Annotated in this window: 19 protein-coding genes and 1 pseudogene; 1 reads left to right on the top strand and 19 read right to left on the bottom strand. The window is 27.5% G+C overall.

Annotated elements, in window-relative coordinates; translation table 11 throughout:
- Positions 1 to 254: 254 nt before the first annotated feature.
- Positions 255 to 1,307, top strand: a complete 1,053-nt coding sequence (locus GXK56_RS19145) for an AraC family transcriptional regulator (protein ID WP_160690374.1) — start codon at positions 255 to 257, stop codon at positions 1,305 to 1,307.
- Between the two features lie 87 nt (positions 1,308 to 1,394).
- Here the strand turns inward: GXK56_RS19145 and GXK56_RS19140 are convergent, their stop codons facing one another.
- From GXK56_RS19140 to GXK56_RS19055, 19 genes and pseudogenes are all read right to left on the bottom strand, one after another.
- Positions 1,395 to 2,288 (bottom strand): ROK family protein, encoded by an 894-nt coding sequence (locus GXK56_RS19140; RefSeq protein WP_160690372.1) that lies wholly within the window; start codon positions 2,286 to 2,288, stop codon positions 1,395 to 1,397.
- Positions 2,289 to 2,548: 260 nt separating this feature from the next.
- Positions 2,549 to 3,154 (bottom strand): class I SAM-dependent methyltransferase, encoded by a 606-nt coding sequence (locus GXK56_RS19135; protein ID WP_160690370.1) that lies wholly within the window; start codon positions 3,152 to 3,154, stop codon positions 2,549 to 2,551.
- Positions 3,155 to 3,265: 111 nt separating this feature from the next.
- The gene (locus tag GXK56_RS19130; protein ID WP_160690368.1) at positions 3,266 to 3,841 is read right to left on the bottom strand and encodes a TetR/AcrR family transcriptional regulator; all 576 of its coding nucleotides are present in this window, start codon (positions 3,839 to 3,841) and stop codon (positions 3,266 to 3,268) included.
- Between the two features lie 82 nt (positions 3,842 to 3,923).
- Complete coding sequence (locus GXK56_RS19125; protein WP_160690366.1) at positions 3,924 to 4,682, bottom strand: TraX family protein; 759 nt, start codon at positions 4,680 to 4,682, stop codon at positions 3,924 to 3,926.
- Between the two features lie 247 nt (positions 4,683 to 4,929).
- Complete coding sequence (locus GXK56_RS19120) at positions 4,930 to 5,550, bottom strand: class I SAM-dependent methyltransferase (RefSeq protein WP_160690364.1); 621 nt, start codon at positions 5,548 to 5,550, stop codon at positions 4,930 to 4,932.
- Between the two features lie 155 nt (positions 5,551 to 5,705).
- Positions 5,706 to 6,143: an N-acetyltransferase gene (locus GXK56_RS19115; RefSeq protein WP_160690362.1), complete on the bottom strand. Its 438-nt coding sequence runs from the start codon at positions 6,141 to 6,143 to the stop codon at positions 5,706 to 5,708.
- Positions 6,144 to 6,268: 125 nt separating this feature from the next.
- Positions 6,269 to 7,018, bottom strand: coding sequence for a phosphotransferase (locus tag GXK56_RS19110; RefSeq protein ID WP_160690360.1), 750 nt, complete (start codon positions 7,016 to 7,018; stop codon positions 6,269 to 6,271).
- A gap of 32 nt (positions 7,019 to 7,050) precedes the next feature.
- Positions 7,051 to 7,494 carry a GNAT family N-acetyltransferase gene (locus GXK56_RS19105; protein ID WP_160690358.1) on the bottom strand — a complete coding sequence of 148 codons (444 nt, stop codon included), beginning with the start codon at positions 7,492 to 7,494 and terminating at the stop codon, positions 7,051 to 7,053.
- Positions 7,495 to 7,730: 236 nt separating this feature from the next.
- On the bottom strand, positions 7,731 to 8,405 hold the full coding sequence (locus GXK56_RS19100; RefSeq protein WP_160690356.1) for an NAD(P)/FAD-dependent oxidoreductase: 675 nt from the start codon (positions 8,403 to 8,405) through the stop codon (positions 7,731 to 7,733).
- A gap of 249 nt (positions 8,406 to 8,654) precedes the next feature.
- Entirely contained in the window at positions 8,655 to 10,196 is a 1,542-nt protein-coding gene (locus GXK56_RS19095) for an AAA family ATPase (protein WP_160690354.1), read from the bottom strand.
- 472 nt (positions 10,197 to 10,668) lie between these two features.
- Complete coding sequence (locus GXK56_RS19090) at positions 10,669 to 12,612, bottom strand: DUF2075 domain-containing protein (protein ID WP_160690352.1); 1,944 nt, start codon at positions 12,610 to 12,612, stop codon at positions 10,669 to 10,671.
- Between the two features lie 115 nt (positions 12,613 to 12,727).
- Positions 12,728 to 13,045, bottom strand: a complete 318-nt coding sequence (locus GXK56_RS19085) for a nucleotide pyrophosphohydrolase (protein WP_160690350.1) — start codon at positions 13,043 to 13,045, stop codon at positions 12,728 to 12,730.
- Between the two features lie 286 nt (positions 13,046 to 13,331).
- Positions 13,332 to 16,496 (bottom strand): DEAD/DEAH box helicase, encoded by a 3,165-nt coding sequence (locus GXK56_RS19080; RefSeq protein WP_160690348.1) that lies wholly within the window; start codon positions 16,494 to 16,496, stop codon positions 13,332 to 13,334.
- A 210-nt stretch (positions 16,497 to 16,706) separates the two neighbouring features.
- Complete coding sequence (locus tag GXK56_RS19075; RefSeq protein WP_160690346.1) at positions 16,707 to 17,972, bottom strand: radical SAM protein; 1,266 nt, start codon at positions 17,970 to 17,972, stop codon at positions 16,707 to 16,709.
- A gap of 3 nt (positions 17,973 to 17,975) precedes the next feature.
- Positions 17,976 to 18,128, bottom strand: a complete 153-nt coding sequence (locus GXK56_RS27845; RefSeq protein WP_009171007.1) for a hypothetical protein — start codon at positions 18,126 to 18,128, stop codon at positions 17,976 to 17,978.
- A 354-nt stretch (positions 18,129 to 18,482) separates the two neighbouring features.
- Positions 18,483 to 18,725, bottom strand: coding sequence for a hypothetical protein (locus GXK56_RS19070; protein WP_243156180.1), 243 nt, complete (start codon positions 18,723 to 18,725; stop codon positions 18,483 to 18,485).
- Between the two features lie 89 nt (positions 18,726 to 18,814).
- Positions 18,815 to 19,729, bottom strand: coding sequence for an Rpn family recombination-promoting nuclease/putative transposase (locus GXK56_RS19065; protein ID WP_160690344.1), 915 nt, complete (start codon positions 19,727 to 19,729; stop codon positions 18,815 to 18,817).
- A gap of 322 nt (positions 19,730 to 20,051) precedes the next feature.
- Positions 20,052 to 20,681 (bottom strand): histidine phosphatase family protein, encoded by a 630-nt coding sequence (locus tag GXK56_RS19060; protein WP_160690342.1) that lies wholly within the window; start codon positions 20,679 to 20,681, stop codon positions 20,052 to 20,054.
- A gap of 37 nt (positions 20,682 to 20,718) precedes the next feature.
- Positions 20,719 to 20,952 (bottom strand): annotated as a pseudogene (locus GXK56_RS19055) (hypothetical protein); the annotation flags it as partial.

The raw sequence follows: 20,952 nt of genomic DNA, 5'->3' as shown, positions 1-20,952 counted from the left end.
TAACTCATAAGTTATTTATTCATAAGTTATCGATTACAAGCTGGGCCCAAACTTTATGTTAATCAAACACTATATTCATATAATATTTCAAAATCATCTTAAAACCAATAACATAAATTAATGAAAATAACTGACATTTTTTAATCTTAGGATTATAGTTTTTACATAATAAATTCAAAGTACATAAGAATAAAAATCTATAAGAAATTCTTTCATAGTTTTTTTGTATTTATAGAAAGGAATTGATGTAAAAAATGAACATAGAGGAATTAGATAAATTTTTAAGAGAATATACAGAAGACGAATTATATTATAAAAAATATTATTTAGCTAAACAAAATCCTGATACCTATAAAGCATTTATGGAAAATTTAGATATAGACTATATAAAGAAATTAAGGCTTCTCATTCCTGGAGTTGACCATGGTATTGATCCTTCTTTCATGCCAGAAGACCTGCTTTTTGTTGAAAAGAAAAAGCATAATGTCATAGCACTAAAACACTATAGATATACTCCTGAATTTAATCATAAGCATAGTTTTTTTGAAATGAGTTATGTATACTCTGGAAGCTTTAAACAAAATATTTCTGGAGATGAAATTATTTTTAATGAAGGTGACTTATACATTTTACCTCCTAATGTTGAACATTCTGTTGGAATTTACGATGATACTGTCCTTATGAATTTTTTAATCAGAAGAAGCACCTTTAATGATACCTTTTTAGAAGTATTAAGCGAAGAAAATATCTTGTCTGCGTTCTTTACTAAGATTTTATATACTAAAAATTATAATAACTACATTATATTCCGCACAAATAATAATCCTACTATAAAGAAAATTCTTTGTGAAATTATAATTGAAGACATTGAAAATAAGAAATACAGCAACAAAATTTTAGACAATCAAATAATGATACTCTTTGCAAATTTACTAAGGAATGATATTAATAAGGTGGAATTACCTCAAGAACTCCAAAAGACTAACAAACAGCTTGCCTCAATAATTTCTTATATTCAAGGAAATTATAAAACTATTACTTTAGATGATTTATCAAATGAATTTCATTTTTCAATACCTTATTTAAGCAAGCTTATAAAAACAACAACAGGACATACTTTTAAAGAAATGATTCAAACCTTAAAATTAAATAAAGCAATTGAACTTTTATCCTCAACAGATTTAAGAATTCGAGATATTAGCGATGCTATTGGTTATGAAAATGATACCCATTTTATAAGAACCTTTAAGAAGGTTTATGGAGTTTCTCCTAATCAATATAGAGATCAATTAAATACTAAACTTTAGCAATATAAAAATGAATGGTGAAGCACTTATTCCAAAAGCATTCACCATTCATTATTTATACAACAAACTAATCAATCTATAAAAGGCCTAATTACGATTTACAAAATTATATAATGCTCCAATTAAATTAGCATCATTTCTATATTCACAACGTACTACATTAGGTTTTGGGAAATTAAACTTTTCAAACATTTTATAATGCTTGTCTATGTTCTTTTTTATATATTCAAGCAATATGTCTTGAGCACTTATGCCTCCACCTATAGCAAAAACCTCAGGATCTAAAACACATTGTAAATTAAAAATTTGAACAGCTAACTTATATGTAAAATCATTTAAAACTTTTAGAACCTCTTCATCTCCATTGTTTGCATATTCAAATACCTTAAAGCCATCTAATTCCTCTGGAGCTATATTTTTTGCTTTTGCCACACCGCTGATTAATTCCTTTGAACCGCTTACATTTCCCCAGCAATTTTCAAATTTTTCTGGATCATTAATGTTTGTAGTCATGAAGCTAAATTCACCCGCAAAAAAATGTCTGCCTTTATGAAGCTTTCTATCTTTAATTATTCCTCCACCTACACCAGTTCCAAGAACAACTACAACTCCATCATTATAATCCTTTAAGCTGCCCTTCCAAACTTCTGCAAGAGCTGCGCACTTACCATCATTTTCTATAGTTATTTTTGTATTACATCTTTCCTGTAGAATTTTCACAATTTCTTTATCACAATTATAATCTAAAGCTCCTCCAGAATAAGCATAACCTCTTTCACTATCTAAAACTCCTGGCATACTTATAGCCATTCCTTCTATTTGCTCCTTATACTTATCATATATTCCACCTACTGCCTCTACAAAATTTTCAATAGTGTCCATAGGTGTTGGAACTTTTCCTTTTTCAATAAACTCCAATTCTTCTGTCATTAGGGCATATTTAATAGCACTGCCTCCAATGTCTAAAACTAAATATTTCATTCTTAATAACCCTTCCTTTCCGGTAATTATTAACATTTTATTATTAATTTCACTTTATATATTATATCAAAATCACTGCTTAAATAAATAGCATTATTTAAACAATTTCATTAGCATTTATTAATTATTACTATATGAATTCAAAAGAACTGATATCTCTGAAGATTGAAAAGATATTAACTATATATAATTCCTAATTAGAAACAGACAATATGATCGAGCTACCATATTGCCTGTTTTTTTCATATTCTTATTCTTTCTTATGCCATAGCCATATATAAAACTGTACGACTGCTTGTCTTTTTTACTTTCGCTAAACTAAAGCCATTATTCTCTAACATTCTAATAAATTCATTTTTTCCATAGCTCTTAAAATCACCACTATTTGAAAAGCGAAATGATAAATTAAGAAGGGCTCTAAAGGGTTGAAGAGCATAGCCCTCTCCAATCAATAGCCTGCCTCCACTTTTAAGAACTCGTTTCATTTCCTTTAACACTTCTTCTGGATGTGGGTAATGGTGAAAGGAAGCATTGCAAATTAATACATCAAAAAAGTTATCTTTGTATGGCATATGCTCTGCATCTGCTACTTTTATTTCTGCATTATCTTCCATTCTTTTCTTACATTCTTTTACCATATTTTCAGACAGATCAATTCCAAATAGCTCTCTTTTTCCATTTACTAATTTACAAAGAATATTTCCTGTGCCACAGCCCACGTCCAGTAATTTACCTTCTGAATTTTCCTTTATTTCTTCTAATAAAGGCTCATACATTACCTTTACAAATTTGCCATCAAAGGAGTTATCATACTCCTTTGCAGTACTGTTAAAATGATTAATTGATTTTTCTTTTTCTTCTTTCACGATTTAATCCTCCTAAAATTTATTTAGTGAATGAATTTCATTCATTATATTTGTAATATTTTGTCCCCATGTGGGGACTTTTATATGTAATCACTAAGATTAATTATTTCATTATATTTTATATCTTCCTATTAAATCTAATAAAAACTCACTGATCCTATTAGTTCTTACTTCATCACTTATACTTGTATCAAGTAATATTCCTAATTGTCCATAAACACAGAAAGATGCAAGCATTGCTGGGTCTTCAACTTTTAATTTTCCATTAGCAATTTCCTTTTCTATCTCTTCTTGAATATATGGAGTAACCTTTCTACAAATATTTATAGACATACGGTCATGTAGCGGCTTTGAATTTTCTCCATGAAAAACTCTGTAGTAGGAATCCTCTTTTTTCTCTAAATCATTAAAATTCCACTTACTTAAAATTTTTTCTTCAAGAGACATGTTTGGAATTTTTATTACCTTTATCATTTCATCAGCTATACTATTTGCATATTCATCAATTGCACTTTCAAATATTTCTTCCTTTGATTTAAAGTATCTATAACACAAGCCTTGAGATATTCCCAAAAATTTAGAAATATCTGAAATAGATGTTCTATCATATCCTTTTTCACTAAAAAGCTTCATAGCTCCATCTAATATTTCCTGTCGTCTTTCATCAATTGGTTTAATTGTCCTCAAGTAAATCACCATCCATATTTAGGATTATAAATGAATATTATTCATTTGTCAATGAACAATATTCATTTATATACTTCCTAATCTACAACACAATATATTTAATATATCCAATAATAAGCAAATGGAGTGGATAAAATACGTAAAACAGCCACTTTAAATTATGCTCTCCTAATTTCCCATTATAATTTGATAACAATGGAATTGGGAGTAACAATCCGAAAATATATATCTTTTCCCACCACACTCCATCTATAATATTAAAAAACATTAATATAACAATTAAGAACAAAGGAAATGCTACAAGCAAATACCCTATGATTTGTTTCTTAAAATCGCCATAAAAAATACCAAATACCAAAACCCATAAAACACAAGTTGTACCCCAGTCTCCATAAGTTGCTGCATCTAAAAGAACTAGCAATATTAAAGCTTTTAAAAATTTATTTAGTTCTTTTAAATCCCATACTATGAGGGATATAATTCCTATAAACAATGTATAAATAACACTAGTTGGAAATTTAAAATATATATTGCTTGAGTTATCAAATGATATGGGCATTTTTCCTGTAGTAAAAAATAGGTAAGGAATATATGATATTATCATGAATATAAACAATCTAATAACATACTTTTTTAGATTTTTTGTTTTATGATACCCCTCTGCAAGAGAAAAACACATAATAGGCATTGTAATTCTACCAATTGTATGCATTATCTGACCTAAAATACTACCCTCCGGCACAAAACCATAAGCAATATGATCTATGGCCATAGCAATAATTGCTATGATTTTTAAATGATTTGAATTTACTTCTTTTGGTACAAAGTAAGTATTAACCATAATAACATTACCTCATTTCTTTTATATATTTACGCCTTTTAATAATTATGAGATTTGACAAGCTATCTTTAAGCTTATATTAAACTATTGTTATTAATTTTATTTGTATAGAAACATAAAGTTTTTCTTAAATCTATAATTTTACAAATCTTTAATAAATCTTTTTTATCTAAATTGTCTAAGTATTTTTTATACAGCTCAAAAAGGCAGTTCAACTTTGAACTACCTTTTTGAGTTATAATACATATTAATTTGTTTTGCAAATCAATATACATTCTGGTAACATTTCTCCTTGAATTACAGAGCTATCAATTATATGAAAACCTCTATTAGAGATGAATTCTATATATTCATGAGACTTCCATTTGTAAAAAGTATGAAATCCAATCCTCTCCATTAACCAAATCCGTAGCTTATTGATTTTTCCATCATATACAAATGTGGGTGCAATCAACAAACCTCCTTTTTTTAGTACACGGTTAATTTCCATTAGGGCCTTATGAGGCTCAGGCATAATATGAAGAGCATTTGCAATAACTACTGCATCAAACCTTCCATCTTCATATTTGAGGTTCGTTGCATCCTGTACAGCTAAAGTAACAGGAAAGTTAGCCGCTCTTACCTTTGCTTCTTGGATCATTTTTTCTGAAAAATCCGTTGCTTCCCAGCTAGCTACTTTTTTACATAAGGGAATCGTAAGTTGTCCAGTTCCGCAAGCTAATTCTAAAACCTGCATATTCTTATCCAATGATTTTGATATAACCTCACATAAATCTTGGTATAATCTTGCATTTTTTCTTTCCTGCAATGGTGTATACCACTTTGCAACATTTTCCCAAAATCTTTTATTTGTAATCTCTCTATCCATATTATCTTATAACCCCTCTTTAATACTCTTATAAGTTACAATTTATGTTTAAGTCAATCATACATACTTTACAAATAATAGTGCAATAAAAACAGGAATTTACAATTGTAAATACCATAAATCATCACAATTTTATGGTATTATTTACTCTTATATTAACTTAAATTACTAGATTCAAAAATCATAGTATATTCAAGTTCCTGTGTTTCTTCATTAATTTTTTTATCTAGCACTTTAAAGTTATTCTTATGATAAAACTTCAATGCACCTTCATTTTTTTCGAAAACATCTAATTCAAGATGTTTGTATTTTGATTTGCAGTATTCTATTAATTTATAACCTATTCCTTCTCGTTGGAATTCCTTCTTTATGAAAATCCCTGCAATATAGCTTTGTTCTATAATACCTATAAACCCTTTTATGATATTATTTTCTTCAAATACATAAATATCAGCTGATGGCAACATTTGTTTAACCAAATCAAAATTATTAATCCAATATTCCTTAGGTATAAAATTGTGTGATTCTATATTTGTATCAAGCCAAATTTTCATTACTTCATCTAATTTGTTTAGGTTTAATTTTTTTATCACGTTCTTCACTCCAATTTATCAAAATATTAAAACAGGAGTATTACACACTCATTAAGTTCACCCTTTCTTTTGCATTATTCTTATATTTATATTTTATATCTTGCTATATGCTATTCATGTATATTTTATATAACACTTGATTTTTCATTTGGACATTCGCCTTCTCTAGTGGCAATAATCACTTCTAAGTAATCTTGTATCATTTCTCTAGTAACCTTCATTTCCAAAAGATACAGGTCAGCTAGTTTTTTCTTTAATTGCAAAACCTGTTCTCTATTTTCCATATCCATTGGCACAGGCGTATATTCCACTAGAAATACTGTTCTAGCAATATCATATAAAAAAGTCCCCTGACATATGTTCATGAAATCTATAATAGTTGAGTTATCTTCACATATAAGTATATTGCCTGGATGGAAGTCTCCATGACAAAGTATATCGCCATCAGGTAATTCATCTATGGTTTTTGATAGTTCTTCTTTTCTATTTGCATCAGCTGACAATATATTAGGTATATGAGACTTTAAAAATTCCTTATAGTTTGGAAGACCACTAACTTTATTAGTAAGTATTTCTTTATGTAACTTTGCCATATATTCTGAGCATCTCTCTACATTACCAGTTTTCATCCCAAAATCTAATAAAGATTCACCTTTTATCATATCATATACAATTCCAAACTTGCCTTCATGGGAAATCATTTCATATGCTTTTGGTTTTTGAAAAGGCATATTTCTTATTGCCATAGCATTATGAAATTCAGTTTCAATTGCTTGTTTTGGATAATTTGAATGAAAAAGTTTAACCACTTTGTCCTTATCCCATTCATAAACATTTGCAGTATTACCTATACCAATTAGCTTCCCAAAACTCATTTAATTTCTCCTCTAAAATTATAAAATTTCTTTTATTTTCCTAAGACAATTAAATCATTAATAGTTTCAAATCCATTTTTTATATAGAAATCATAAGAAGGATATTCTTTTTCTGTATTCAAAATTATATTATAAACTCCCTCTTCATTAATCATTTTTTCAATTTCTTTTAAAAACTCACTGCCAACTCCTTGTCCTTGCATCAAGTAACTTACACAAAATTCATCTATATAATATTCAATTCCTTTAATCCATGGTTTTTTCATACCAATACTTAAAGCTATAATATTTTCATCAATGATTCCAACATACCCCAAAAAATAATTATTCTTAATATGATTTTCAAAGAAATTTACTACCTGCTGCCTTGATTCATACTCATCATTCCAAGGTTCCTTAGAAAATGTATCCATATATAAATCTACACATTCATCAATCATATATTCTTCTAATTTTTTAACTTTCAATTGTTTCATATATATCACCTACTTATGTATTATTATAACATATTTAAAAGTATAACTTCTTTCCATTTCTATAAATAATATACACATAAGTTCTCATCTTAAACAAAAATTTTTCTTACTTAGATTAATTTTTTATAAATAAAAATGCTGCATCCATAAAGACACAGCATTTATTACACTATTTTCACTAAATATCATTAAAAATGAAATATGTTTGCATAGAAAACTTATACACCATTTGAGATTTATAAATAACTATTAAGATCTATTTGTCCTTTGAACTCTTCTAATCCTATTCTGTCTATATAATCTCCTAATCTTTCTTTATTTGTTGCATTTTCAGAATATACTTGAACAACTTTTTCAATTAAATCATATATTTTTTCTTCTGATACGCAAAGTGCTATTCTATCTCCTATTCTTGGCTTAGCCCCACCTTTTCCGCCAACATAGAACATCCAGCCTTTTCCACTTCCTATTAATCCTATGTCCTTAAATGCACTATCTGCACAGCTATGAGGACATCCACTTACACCCATTTTTAATTTATTAGGTAATTCCATTCCATGATATAAACTATCTAATTTTGATCCAACAGCTACTGAATCTTGAAGTCCTCTTTTACAAAAAGTAGTTCCTGGACATATTTTTATACTTCTTACACATAACCCTACTGCTGCACCTGGATCCATACCAAGATCTTGCCAAACATTATCTAAATCTTCTTCTTGTAATCCAACTAGTGCTATTCTTTGAGCTCCTGTAACTTTAATAGCTGCTGCATTATATTTTTCAGCTACATCTGCAATATTTCTCAAAATATCTGGAGTTACTAATCCAGCAGTTAAATGTGGAGCAATTGCATATGTTTCCTTATCCCTTTGTAATATTGCCCCTTTTTCTAATAAATCACTTTTCATCATGTTCCTCCTAATGGTAATTATCATTTTAAATTATTAATACTATTTAATAGTTAATATTAATAACAACTTATTTTATCATATTTTTAATCATAACTCTACCCAAATTATGATTAAAAAATGCAATCTTTTTGTATTTTTAATATAGCGTAAATTTTTATAAAATAATTAAAGCTGAAATTTTCTAAAATAAGAAACCTCAGCTTATATCTATGGATTATATGATATACTATTGTACCTTTATCATATCTAAACAAACACCACAAAAATTTCTTTTCCTTCATAGTGTACTACTTCTTCTTTATACTCTTTATCTTTATTAAAATTATAAACAACAAGATATCCCTTATCTAATCCTTGAATATCTAAATAGTCCTTAAGCTGGCTTAGTCCTTTTTTGTGGTATTCAATTCCTCTCCATATCTTAAGTTCAATTACATACTTATTTGTAAAGTAGCTAACTACTATATCAAGTCTCTTTTCTTCAGAAATCTGTACTTCTTTGAAATCAAACCCTACACCATTTATTATTGGTTTTATAAATGCTAAAAATAATAGCCTACCTTCACGTTCTATAAATTTGGAATCAATAGAACTATATTGTTCTTTAATAAACTGCTGAAATCTTAAAAGTATTTTTTCAAAATCTAATCCATTATCTATTACGAAATTTTCTTTAAAGTTATATGTTGACATATCTGTTTTATTTTCAAGCTTGGAAGAAAAATAATTATAAAGCATTTGCTCAAATATTCTATTAGACATTTTTACTCTTCCATCTATATTTTTTAAATATCCATATATAACTCCTAAATTTATAAGTGTATTATGAATATTAAAAGTCTTTTCCGTACCATTAATTATTAAGTCAAATATATAGTCTTTAAATTCATTATTATTTTCAATATTTTTTACTAGATCATCAAAAAGTGTATTATTTTCTTGCAGTAATTCTTTTACTGATCTATTAATATTTTCTTCATTCCATAATAATTGATTTTCATCAATTATCTGACAAAGCCTGCTTACTAAAAATGGGTAACCGCTTGTATAAAAATGAATTATTTCTGAAATTTCTTTAATATTAATTATCACATTTTTATCTTCTGAGTATTCCTTTAACATAGTGCTTATCTCATCTGAATTAAAACTCATATCTACATTGAAGTTTACTGCTATATTCCAAGGACTATTATACTTTTTTTCATCATCTTCTCTGATTTTAAGCTTCAAATTCTTAATGTCATACACTCCAGCTAATATTACTGAATAAAAGGTTTTATCCTTACCCTGTTGCCTTAATAAAAATTTATTTCTAAGCATTCCTAAAAAGCTCATAAATAACTGATTATTAGAGCTTTTATCTACTTCATCAATAAACAGTACAATCTCTTTGTTAACAATTTTACAAAAATTTGTAATAGCTTTTGATACCGCATTTAAATCACTAATCTCTTCTGACATTTCATAAAGTTTAGATGAATATTCTTCGTAATTAAGCTGTATACTATCTCCAAAGATTTTTAATATTGTTTTAGAAAAAGTTTTTTCTTCTTCAAATATTAAGTCTCCTAAACCTTCAAAACTTATACTTAATACTAAATATTCATCTTTTAATTCCTGTTCTAACATGTACATTGTAGTAGTTTTCCCATATTGTCTAGGTCTATTTATAACAAAATAATCTCCTCTATAAACCATACTTTTTATTTGGGTTATCTTATTTGTTATATCAACCATATAATGCAAATGAGGAATGCAAACACCTGTAGTATTAAATCTTCTATTCAAAATCAACACCTCTTTTCTGTAATTGTATTATATTTTCCACATCCGTTCATGGGGGATTTATGTAGTAGTTATTATACCATATTTAAGGATATATTAACCTATTATTATCTTATATGCATACATCTTGAGGTTAATTTTCTTTGCAGTCATATGATAAAAATTATACTTAAAATTAACTACTAGCTGTTCCATACTTTTTTATGCTCCTTTTGCTATATTCAATTCCAACACGCATGTTTACTATAAATATTTATATATATACCTATTTTTATAGCTTTATATTTTACTATAAAAATATTTTCATACTATCCTATTTAAATATGAACCTATAAACCTTTTTAAATATATTCCTATGAAACAATATTCCTAGAAAGATTTGAATCTATATTCGTATGAACATAGGTTTATATAAATAACTTAATAACAGCCAAGATTTTTAAAGCACCAAATCTTGGCTTAAATAACATTACATTTACAACAAATTATTTTCAATAATTAAAACTCTATTCTCATCAATTTCCTTTACCCCAATTTGGCTACTAAAAGAATTTAAGCGTTCTTTAAAATAATTTCTAAGAGCTTCATCTTCGCACCATACATAACATCCTTTAAGTCCCCTTGTCATAAGAATCCTATATGTATTTTTAATAAGCTCATCGCTTATTTCAAGAGCTTTTTCGCTATCTTCTTTATATAACTTTTTGACTCCATTTAAACTCTTATCTGTTTTTGCTCTTTTAAAAAAGTCAGTTATTATCTTTCCATTTTCAAATCTTAAATCCTGTCCTATTATTACTCCGACATAATCAAATTCAAGTCCTTGACAAGTATGGATACAACCACATTCATTTATGGATTCCTTATCAATTGCCCAAGTGGAACTATTGCTCAAATTCCACTTCATTTTAAAATCATATTCTGAGAATTCTATATCATATTTATTGTAGTTTTCTTTCTTTTTAGTTGCCCATTCATAGCAATAGCCTGCAACTAGTCTAGCCTTATTATTTATTTCATTTTTTTCTTCTATAGCCTGTCTCATTTCACTTGGATTATCAAATACTTTAAAATCAAAATCAAATTCAAAGCCATCAAAGTTGCCTGTTTCACTAATTTCTAAAATATCATCAAGCCATGACACATATCCATCAGATCCATTACATCTAAATTGTGAAGTAAGTTTTAATTTTCTAGCTTTAACATCCAAGCCTTTTGCTTGATTTTCAATTTCTTCAATGCTGCCTATATCATCCATAGTAACCCTTTGATTATTATCAACAAAAAATATAGATACTTTTGCAGTATTTATAATTTCCTTAATTTGATTTTCTCCCATATTTTTAAACATACCAGATTTAGCGTTAAGTCTATGAGCTTCATCTACTACCAAAACATCAATTTCATTTTCTGTAGTCTCAGTAAAAATGCCTGATCCTTTGAATAAATTATTAATGTATTTTTGAGTGTAATTTCCCTTAAGCTTTTCACAATATACATTTCTAGGAGCTGCATTTTTAGTTACATACTGACAGTTTAAGTTCATGTTACATATCTTAACAAGAAGATTAATTGCAAGAACAGACTTGCCTGTTCCTGGTCCTCCTTCAACAATTATTGTTTTCTTAGTACCATTTTTAATGCAATCACGAACAGTTCTCATAATACTTTCAAAGGCAACCTTTTGATCATCAATCATGATAAATTCTTCATTTCCATCAATCATAACCTTAAGTGCATCTTGAAGTGATTTTGAAGGTCTAATCTTGCCACCTTCAATATAATATATTCCCTTTCCATGATCAGGCTTTTTAACATATTTGCAGATAAATTCTCTAAGCTTTATGACATCACCTTTAGCATATGCAGGTGCCTTATGTAACCAATTATTATAAACTTCATTTTCTAAAGGATCATTTTCTTCTCGCTTTATGTAGTTATGTAAATAAGCACAAGGATGTAATTTTATATTGTTTTTTTCAACAGAATCATTATAATCTCCAATTAGACTAGCATATGACCAGGCTTGATAGGATGGATGCGCGGTTCTTCTTTTGCTTCTATTTATTACAGTCTTTACAATTGCATCTTCCTCTACGACTTCTTCCAATTCACTCCATTGCTTTAGTTCAACAATAATTACATTTTCCTTATCATTTTCATCAAGTCCAGTTAAAATAAAATCAACTCTTCTAGAAGTTGCAGGAATCCTATATTCAATTGCAACTCCACATTCATCTGGAATATCATGAGTATTAAGTGCCTTAAACATATAAAGCATAGAATTATCCCATGCTTTAAATTCATTTTCTCTAGATTTCCCTATTTTATTTTTATATTCTCTATCTATTAAAATACTAATCTCATCATTAGTAACATGATTCATAAAATCTCTTTTACTAGCTTCATATACAATCACTTTTAAACGCCCCTTTTATAGTTATGAAATGATCTTTATTGCAGAAAAGTTCCGTATTGCAGCATAGCTGCTTTTTATAGTTGTGAAAAGTTCTTTATTGCAGCATAGCTGCTTTTTATAGTTGTGTATACTTTTTACTATTCCCCTTCGCTTTTTCTACTGGATATTTCTTTTCGTTCTTATCCATTTTAGAATTAATTATTTCTTCTAAATCCACACCTAAAGAATCAGCCATATGTATACAATAAACCATAACATCTGCAAGCTCTTCTAGTACATGCTCTTTATTATAATTTTTATCATCCCATAAAAATTCTTCTAGAAGCTCTCCAGCTTCAATTGAAATTGCTTTAGATAAATTTGCTGGTGTATGAAATTGACTCCATTCTCTGTCATTTCGGAATTTTCTAATCCTATTTATTGTGTCTTTCACTGCTATCACTCTTTCTATGTTTTTCCAATATTTTATCCGATAGCTAGCAGCCGTAACATTCCCTCTTCTTTAAGTGGGAATGTTACGGCTGCTAGCTCCTGGATAAGTTCAACTAAGATTCAGATGGGGATCAAACCCCACCTGAATCAAGTTTCACTTTATGTCTATTATATCATAAATTTACATAAAATGATTAAAGCTGAGATTTTCTAAATATAAGAAAATCTCAGCTAATATTAATCTTTAATCACATTAGACAAACTAATAAGTCCATGAGCCTTATTTTTTAAATTACTATTGTCTTATTAGCTTTATTTATGATTTTAGCTGGTATTTCTTTTTCCAGCTTCCATACAAAACTTATTGGTTTATTTCCAGTATGTCTTACATATTCACATAAGCCTAAATAAGTAAATGGTGCAGTTATTCCATCTTGAATTTTGCTTTCTCTAACAAATAAAGCTACTTTACTATTTAAATCTTTATGTTTTATATATCTCTTTCCTGTTGCACTCTCTACAGATGTTGTACTTTGACTTTGCCAGTGAAATAGATTTTCATTAATTGCATAATCCTCATAAAGTGTTGATGGTGAGAAATCTTTATCACTTTTATTTAAAGTAATAAAAAATATATCCAAGGATTTATCTTCAAAATATTTTACACCTTCCCTAAAAGCTGGCTTTTTATTATCATTAAAATACCCAAGAGCTGCCATAACTTGATCTCTTGAATATTCACAATGTAAGTCTAAAGGACAAGGATATCCAAGTTCCACTTTCTCATCTATAAAATCAATATTATTATAGTTGTATGATAATATAATTACGACTTCCTTTATCATATTTTCATTTTTTAATAAACAATTAATACCTTCTTTTATTGATTTAAAACCTTGTTTTTCTGGCGACTCATTATAAAATGTATAATACATCATATTTAACATTAATTTTTCTTCTTCATTTAAATCATCATTATAAAAGCTGTTATCATTGATAATTCTTAAGATGAAATCAATAAATCTTCTAGAATTAATGCTGAATAAATTCTTTAATTTCTTTGTTATTTCATTTTCTTGTTCTTCACGAAAATCCTCTTTTAATCCTGCGAGTACTAGCATTCTAGAAAAGCTTCTATCACCTGATTTTCCATAAAAATCTATTAAAGATAGATGATAATAATTCAAAAAGTTTTCTAAATTCAATTCCAAATCAGTTTCCAATGTATAGTTCTTTAATCTAATTATCAAATTTGCTTTATTATTTGTTGAAGATTTTATATTTCTTAAAATATATTCCTTTGATTGCTTTTCAAGTTGAATATAACAGCCTTTTGGTAAAGTTAAAAATCCATTTTCAATATACTCTTTAATTGGGTGATTAGTTTTCCCTATAAGTGCTCTAAATTTTTCTTCAAAGTTATAATTTCTATGTGCTTGACCTACAAAATCTAATACAGTTAAACAATCTTTCCCTTCGCTTAACCTTAAACCTCTTCCTAACTGTTGCAAAAATACAGTTAAACTTTCAGTTGGCCTTAAAAATAAAATAGTGTTAATTTCAGGTATATCAACACCTTCATTATATAAATCTACTACAAAAATAAATTTTATTTCGCCATTTACTAATTTTCTTTTTGCATCAGACCTTTCACTATCTTTGCTATCACCATGCAAGGCTATTGAAGGTATGTTCTTTTCATTAAAGCTTTTTGCCATAAACTTAGCATGTTCAACACTAACACAAAATCCAAGCCCGACAGTTTCATTTAAATCAGTAGCATAGTTATTTAAACTATTTATTATCTGCTTTACTCTAAGGTCATTTCCTGTATAAAGATTACTTAATTCTGTAATATCATAACCTCTTCTACCCCATTTAAGCTTAGATAAATCGATGGTATCAGTAACAACAAAATATTGAAATGGGCTTAATAGTTTTCTGTTAATTGCTTCATTTAACCTTATTTCTGCACTAATCCTATCATCAAAATATCTAAAAATATCTGCACCATCATTTCTTTCAGGAGTTGCAGTGAGTCCAAGTAAAATCTTTGGCTTATAATACTCTAATAAATTTTGATAAGATGGAGCTGCTGCATGATGAAATTCATCTACAATGATAAAATCATAATAATCACTTGACGTTATTTCATATAAATTTTTACTATTTAAACTTTGAATAGACACAAATAAATGCTCTAATGAAGTAGGAATATTATTTCCAACCATTAAATCTCCAAAGTTATTATCTTTAAGTATAGCCCTAAAAGTATCTCTACTTTGTTTTAATATCTCTTCTCTATGAGCCACAAATAATAATTTATTATTGCTCATTTTATTTTCCTTGCAAAAGCATTTATAATCAAAAGCTGAAATTACAGTCTTACCAACACCAGTAGCTGCAATTATTAAATTTTTATACTTCTTAAATATTTCTCTTTCAACTTGAAGCTTTTCAAGTATTTCCTTTTGATAAGAATAAGGTTTTATATCAAAAAGAAAATTAAACTGAGACTCGTCAGCATGTTTTTCTTTCATTAAGGAATTAGATAATTTTTCTTTATCATTGTCAGTTCCTAAATAATCAATAAACTCTGAATCATTCCAATAACTTTCAAAAGTAGCTTCAAATTTCTTTATAATATCAAAAGAATCTCTTTCTGTAACTTTAATATTCCATTCAAGTCCAGAAGTTAAAGCAGCATTTGAAAGATTAGATGATCCTATGTATGCAGTAGTAAAGCCTGTCTCTCTTTTAAACATGTAAGCTTTAGCATGAAGCCTGGTTCTCTCAGTATCATAAGATATTTTAATTTCAGTATTCTGAAGTTTACTTAATTCATAAATAGCTTTAGCATCTGTTGCCCCCATATATGAGGTGGTTATTATTCTTAGTCTTTTATCATTATTAGTTGCTTCCTTTAAACTATCAATAATACACCTAAGTCCACTCCATTTAACAAAAGATATAAGCAAATCTATTGAATCACAAGATACTATTTCTCTATTCAATTCACTAAGCATATTCGGCTCCATTATGGAACCAGTAAATAAAGAACTTTGAGAAATTGAAGTTATAGGTCTTACTGCTTTTCCTTCATTAATAGCTCTTTTATTATTAATTTTTAAGTAAAGTGAAGTTAATAGTTCTCCGCTTTCATCAATTTTATATTTTTTAATATCCTCTTCATTAGATTCCTTAGCTAAAATACTAATTATCTTGTTGCAAACTTCAATTTGCCTTAATAACTTATCATTATCCTCTTTCTCTTTATCTCTAATATAATTAAGAGATTTTCTTATTACACCTTCAATATACTGGGATAAAATCACCTTAGCTTCTTCATTATCTATATCTTCCTTTGATATTAAAAGATTATTTATATCTAAAACTTCTAATTCACTTATTATTTCATTATTAATAACTTGCTCATAAATTCCTTCTTTCAAAATCCCACCACCACTTTTTAACATTATAAATTATAAAAATCATGTTTACAATTATTAGTATAACATAATAAAGCTGAGACTTTTTAAATATATAAAATCTCAGCTTAGTCATTGTAATCATCTCTTCTTCTAAATTTATACTTATAAAAATATAACCGCTGTACAAATTTAGTTTGCACCTTGTAACATTATATATTTGCCAAAGCCTAGCTACTTTTTCCATTCACCTAAATATGGATTATAATTGCACATTTTTCCTTTAGAATAAATATCTCCATTTTCAGTACATATTGGCCTACAGTCATTGCAAACATATCTATATTCACAATCCTTACATTCATTAATAACGTCCTTTGAAACACTCCAAAATTTTGTAATCAAATAGTCATCAATAATACTATTCATATCATTTATTCTAACATTAAACCTTTTGTCTATAAAATCATTTCCCATTATGCATGGAGAAACATAACCATCACAAGTAATATTTATCTTTCCCTGCCAACAATTATTTCCCGAGAAATTTTTTAAAAACTGTGCTTCATTTATAGGCTTAAAATTAGGTTTATTTCTAATTCTTTGAAATTTAGTTTCTAATTCCGATGGAATTAAATTTTTTTTAGATATTCCAACATCTCTTACTATATCTATTTTGCTGCGAACCCCTGTTAATTCATATATATAATCTTGTATTTCTGAAATATTATTAAAATTATAACTCATTACTGCGCTATTAGCTTTAACATAAACTCCAAATTCTTTTAACTTCTTTATATTTGATATTGTAGTATTAAAACTTCCATCTTTTCTAGTTATTTTATCATGAATTTCTGCTTTATTTGAATAAATTGATGTGATTACTTTAACCTTATTCAATACAATGGCTTGTATTATTTTTTCTGTTAATAAAGTCAAATTTGAGTAAAGTATTAATTCTGATTCCGAACATATTTCTCTGCAATAATCAATAATATCTATAATTCCATTAAATAATAGTGGTTCGCCACCAATTAAAATTATCTTTTTAGGTTTAAATTTCTTCAATTGATCGATTATTCTTTTCCAATCCTCAACATTTAATAAATTTGAACCTTTATCGCTGCTACTATTACAATCCATATAACAATGGTAACAATTTAAATTGCAAGCTTTTCGTAATTCAAACCATACAGTAGATAATTTTCTATCAATAACCTTTTCCTTAGTGTAATTTCCAGACACTATTTTTTCACTACAATAATACCCCAAATTTTCACTAATGAGTAAATCTAAATATTTTTTAAATCTATTGTTTTCTTCTGCTGTCAATTCTGCCAAAGCCTTTTCCACAGATTCACCATTTAAAAGCTTATTTAGATAATATTTTGAATTGCTATCTATAGAAAAAAGTCTACTACAATTTAAATCTTGAAGTAAACCACGCTTTGCCCCATGAATTAATATTACATTTTCATTTAGTGCAAAATAGCTTTTCATATACTAATATATATCCTCTCCATCATCCGGTTCTGGATCTGGATACCCATTTGGCATACAATCTTGCTCTTCAGTCGGATTACAATCGTCAAAAAAGTCTGGAAAACAAGCTCCACTAACATTATTATCACTAATTTCCACCAATTCAAAATTCATTTTATGTCCCCCTCTATAATTAAAAATTTAAAATGAGTAATCAATATTTACTAATATATAATTCTATTATATATTAGTTTGATTTATTTTTAAATTGGCTGTTAAATGTTTAAGTAATCATATGCCTATACCGTAATAATTTCCAATTCGGCAAATAATATACGCACATAAGTTCTTGTCTAAATAAAAAAAGCCATCCCTTTCTAGATAGCTTTTTGCGTTTCTAGTTTTTAAATCTTAATTTTTAATATTTCTTCCCTGCTAAGTTTTGAATACTTAATTATTTTTCTATTGGTTCATTATCTTTTAGCATTTCTTCTGCTATTTCTAATACCTTCTTTTTTTCACCTTTTTCTATTCCTTTTCAACTCCTTCTTGAATTTTCTCTCTATCTCTTTCTAATAAAGTCATGTAAGTTCTTGATTGTGCTTCGCACTTTTTCAGAATGTACACCTCCATTAAAACATCATTTTTAACTTCTTGAATTCTTTTATGTATAGTTTTCACAAGATTTCCATTAACATGCTTTACTTTATCCTCTGTCGTTTCTTCTACATAATCTAAAACTTCTAATAATTCTTCACTTAAATCATTCATTATTCCTTTTGTATTTAATACTATTTTTTGTGCTTCATCATTTAATTTAATCTTTACTATTTTTTCCCATCTACGTTTTATGAATAGCTTTAGAAATATTTTTCTACCTCATTTACATTTTCTATATCTAAAATATTCTCAATAATTAAATTCAGTTTATCACTATCTAAATTTTCTATTATTTTATTATAATCATTACTTAAAATCCCAAATTTTTTAGTAAGTAAGTTTTTAACTCTTCCTATATCCTTTAATCTAGAGTTTTCTCTTTCTTTTTCTATTCCTTCTTCAATTTTCTCTCTATCTCTTTCTAACAAAGTCATGTACTCCACCTCCATTGAAACATCATCTTTAACTTCTTGAACTCTTTTATGTATAGTTTTTACGAGATTTCCTTTAATATGCCTTGCTTTATCTTCTGTTGAATCTTCTACATAACCTAGAAATTCTAATAGTTCTTCACTTAAATCATTCATGATCCCTTTTGTATTTAATATTATTCTTTGCGCTTCATCATTTAATATTATACTATTATCTTCTAAGCATATATTTTGAAAAGTATATTTATGCCGTCCCTTTTCAAACAAATCAAAAGTACAAATAAATATTATATAACTTTTTGCAAGTTTTCTATAATCTTCACCCTTGCTTATTAAATCTAAATCTATGCTTCCCTGATAATATCTTAGTCTTTTAGGTAAATTTTTATGCTTTCCTCTTTGCATTTCAACATTATATATTGTATTATTTTCATCCTTAACATAGACATCAAGTCTAATACCTTTACTTTCAAGTAATAAATCTATAGTTTTTTGCTCTTCAACCATTTCTACTTTCTCTATTTCAATTTCTAAAATCTTTTCTAATAATTCCTTGCATATTTCCTTATCGCTCATAACTTTTGCAAAGAGGAAATCATCTTCTAAATTTAATTCCTTTAAAGTTTTATTCACTCTAACTTTTATAATTTCATCAGAACTTATGTGTTCACTATCAACTGCCAATATTCTCACTACTTTCTTTAAATATTAATCTATTTTTAGTGATATTTCAATATTGAATAAATACACTTTTCCCCTCATAGATCTATACTCTAATTATTTCCAATCCTACGAATTATATACGCACATAAGTTCTTATTATCAGTAAAAAAACAACCTAGCACATTCCGTATCAATATGAATACACCAGGTTAATTTATTTTCATTTTCTGAGAAGTTCTTTTATACTTTTTATAGGTTTCTTTATAAATTCCTCTTTAGAAACCTTTATTACAGTTTCATCTACAATACTCATTATACTTTCATCATTAACAACTATATTAATTTACCATCCTAATTTTTGCCCTTTTACTGTAAAATGACTATCATCGTTTTTAAAATCTATATTAAAATTATTATTCTTGTCTACAGTTATCTTTGTTAAAGTTGCTTGGCCCATAACTTCTGTATTTACTTCTTCATCTTTAAAATAATACATTAAAGCCTTTAGTGTAATTCCATGAGCTACTACAAAAATAGTTTTTCCTCTGTTTTGCTCTATCAACTTATCCATAGTTTCACTTATTCTAGTTCTAACATCTCTTAATGTTTCACCATTTGGAGCACATAAATTAACATCACCATTCATAATTAAATCAATATTCCATTCTGGATTTTCTTTCATAACTTCGTCTGTTCTTCTACCTTCATAATCACCAAAGCACATTTCCATTAACCCATCATTTGTTATAACTTCTATTTTCTTTTCCCCTTTAATTATGTTAGCAGTAACTAATGCTCTTTCTATTGGACTTGAATATATAATATCAATATCTATATCTTTAATCCTGTCCCGAAGCTCCATAGCTCTAGCAATTCCAGCCTGTGTTAAAGGCGAGTTTCCTCTCCCCTGTAATCTTCTTTCAATATTCCATTCTGTTTGTCCATGTCTTGTTAGATATACTACAGTATTCATTAGTTGTTTTCTCCTCATATAATTAATTATATAGTTATCATTTAAATAATTCTTTTATAGTTTTAATTTCCTGTACTCTCTTATGTATACTTTTAACAAGATTTCCTTTAACATGCTTTACTTTATCATCTGTTGAATCTTCTACATAACCTAGAAATTCTAATAATTCTTCGCTTAAATCATTCATGATTCCTTTTGTATTTAATATTATTCTTTGTGTTGATTTACAATTAAAACTGACCCACCTTTTACGAGCAAAGTTGACCCACCT

It is taken from the genome of Clostridium sp. C2-6-12, from assembly GCF_009928485.1.
In the GTDB taxonomy this organism is placed as follows: Bacteria; Bacillota; Clostridia; order Clostridiales; family Clostridiaceae; genus Clostridium.
Note: the sequence above shows the minus strand (reverse complement) of the source record. Positions and strands in the feature narration are given on the sequence as shown.

Bases quoted from the DNA above. Each gene is read 5' to 3' on its own strand.
- GXK56_RS19070 (WP_243156180.1), bottom strand. From the start codon at position 18,725: ATGAATGATTTAAGTGAAGAATTATTAGAAGTTTTAGATTATGTAGAA.
- GXK56_RS19110 (WP_160690360.1), bottom strand. From the start codon at position 7,018: ATGAGTTTTGGGAAGCTAATTGGTATAGGTAATACTGCAAATGTTTAT.
- GXK56_RS19140 (WP_160690372.1), bottom strand. From the start codon at position 2,288: ATGAAATATTTAGTTTTAGACATTGGAGGCAGTGCTATTAAATATGCC.
- GXK56_RS19060 (WP_160690342.1), bottom strand. From the start codon at position 20,681: ATGAATACTGTAGTATATCTAACAAGACATGGACAAACAGAATGGAAT.
- GXK56_RS27845 (WP_009171007.1), bottom strand. From the start codon at position 18,128: ATGAATTTTGAATTGGTGGAAATTAGTGATAATAATGTTAGTGGAGCT.
- GXK56_RS19105 (WP_160690358.1), bottom strand. From the start codon at position 7,494: ATGAAACAATTGAAAGTTAAAAAATTAGAAGAATATATGATTGATGAA.
- GXK56_RS19075 (WP_160690346.1), bottom strand. From the start codon at position 17,972: ATGAAAAGCTATTTTGCACTAAATGAAAATGTAATATTAATTCATGGG.
- GXK56_RS19125 (WP_160690366.1), bottom strand. From the start codon at position 4,682: ATGGTTAATACTTACTTTGTACCAAAAGAAGTAAATTCAAATCATTTA.
- GXK56_RS19120 (WP_160690364.1), bottom strand. From the start codon at position 5,550: ATGGATAGAGAGATTACAAATAAAAGATTTTGGGAAAATGTTGCAAAG.
- GXK56_RS19145 (WP_160690374.1), top strand. From the start codon at position 255: ATGAACATAGAGGAATTAGATAAATTTTTAAGAGAATATACAGAAGAC.
- GXK56_RS19100 (WP_160690356.1), bottom strand. From the start codon at position 8,405: ATGAAAAGTGATTTATTAGAAAAAGGGGCAATATTACAAAGGGATAAG.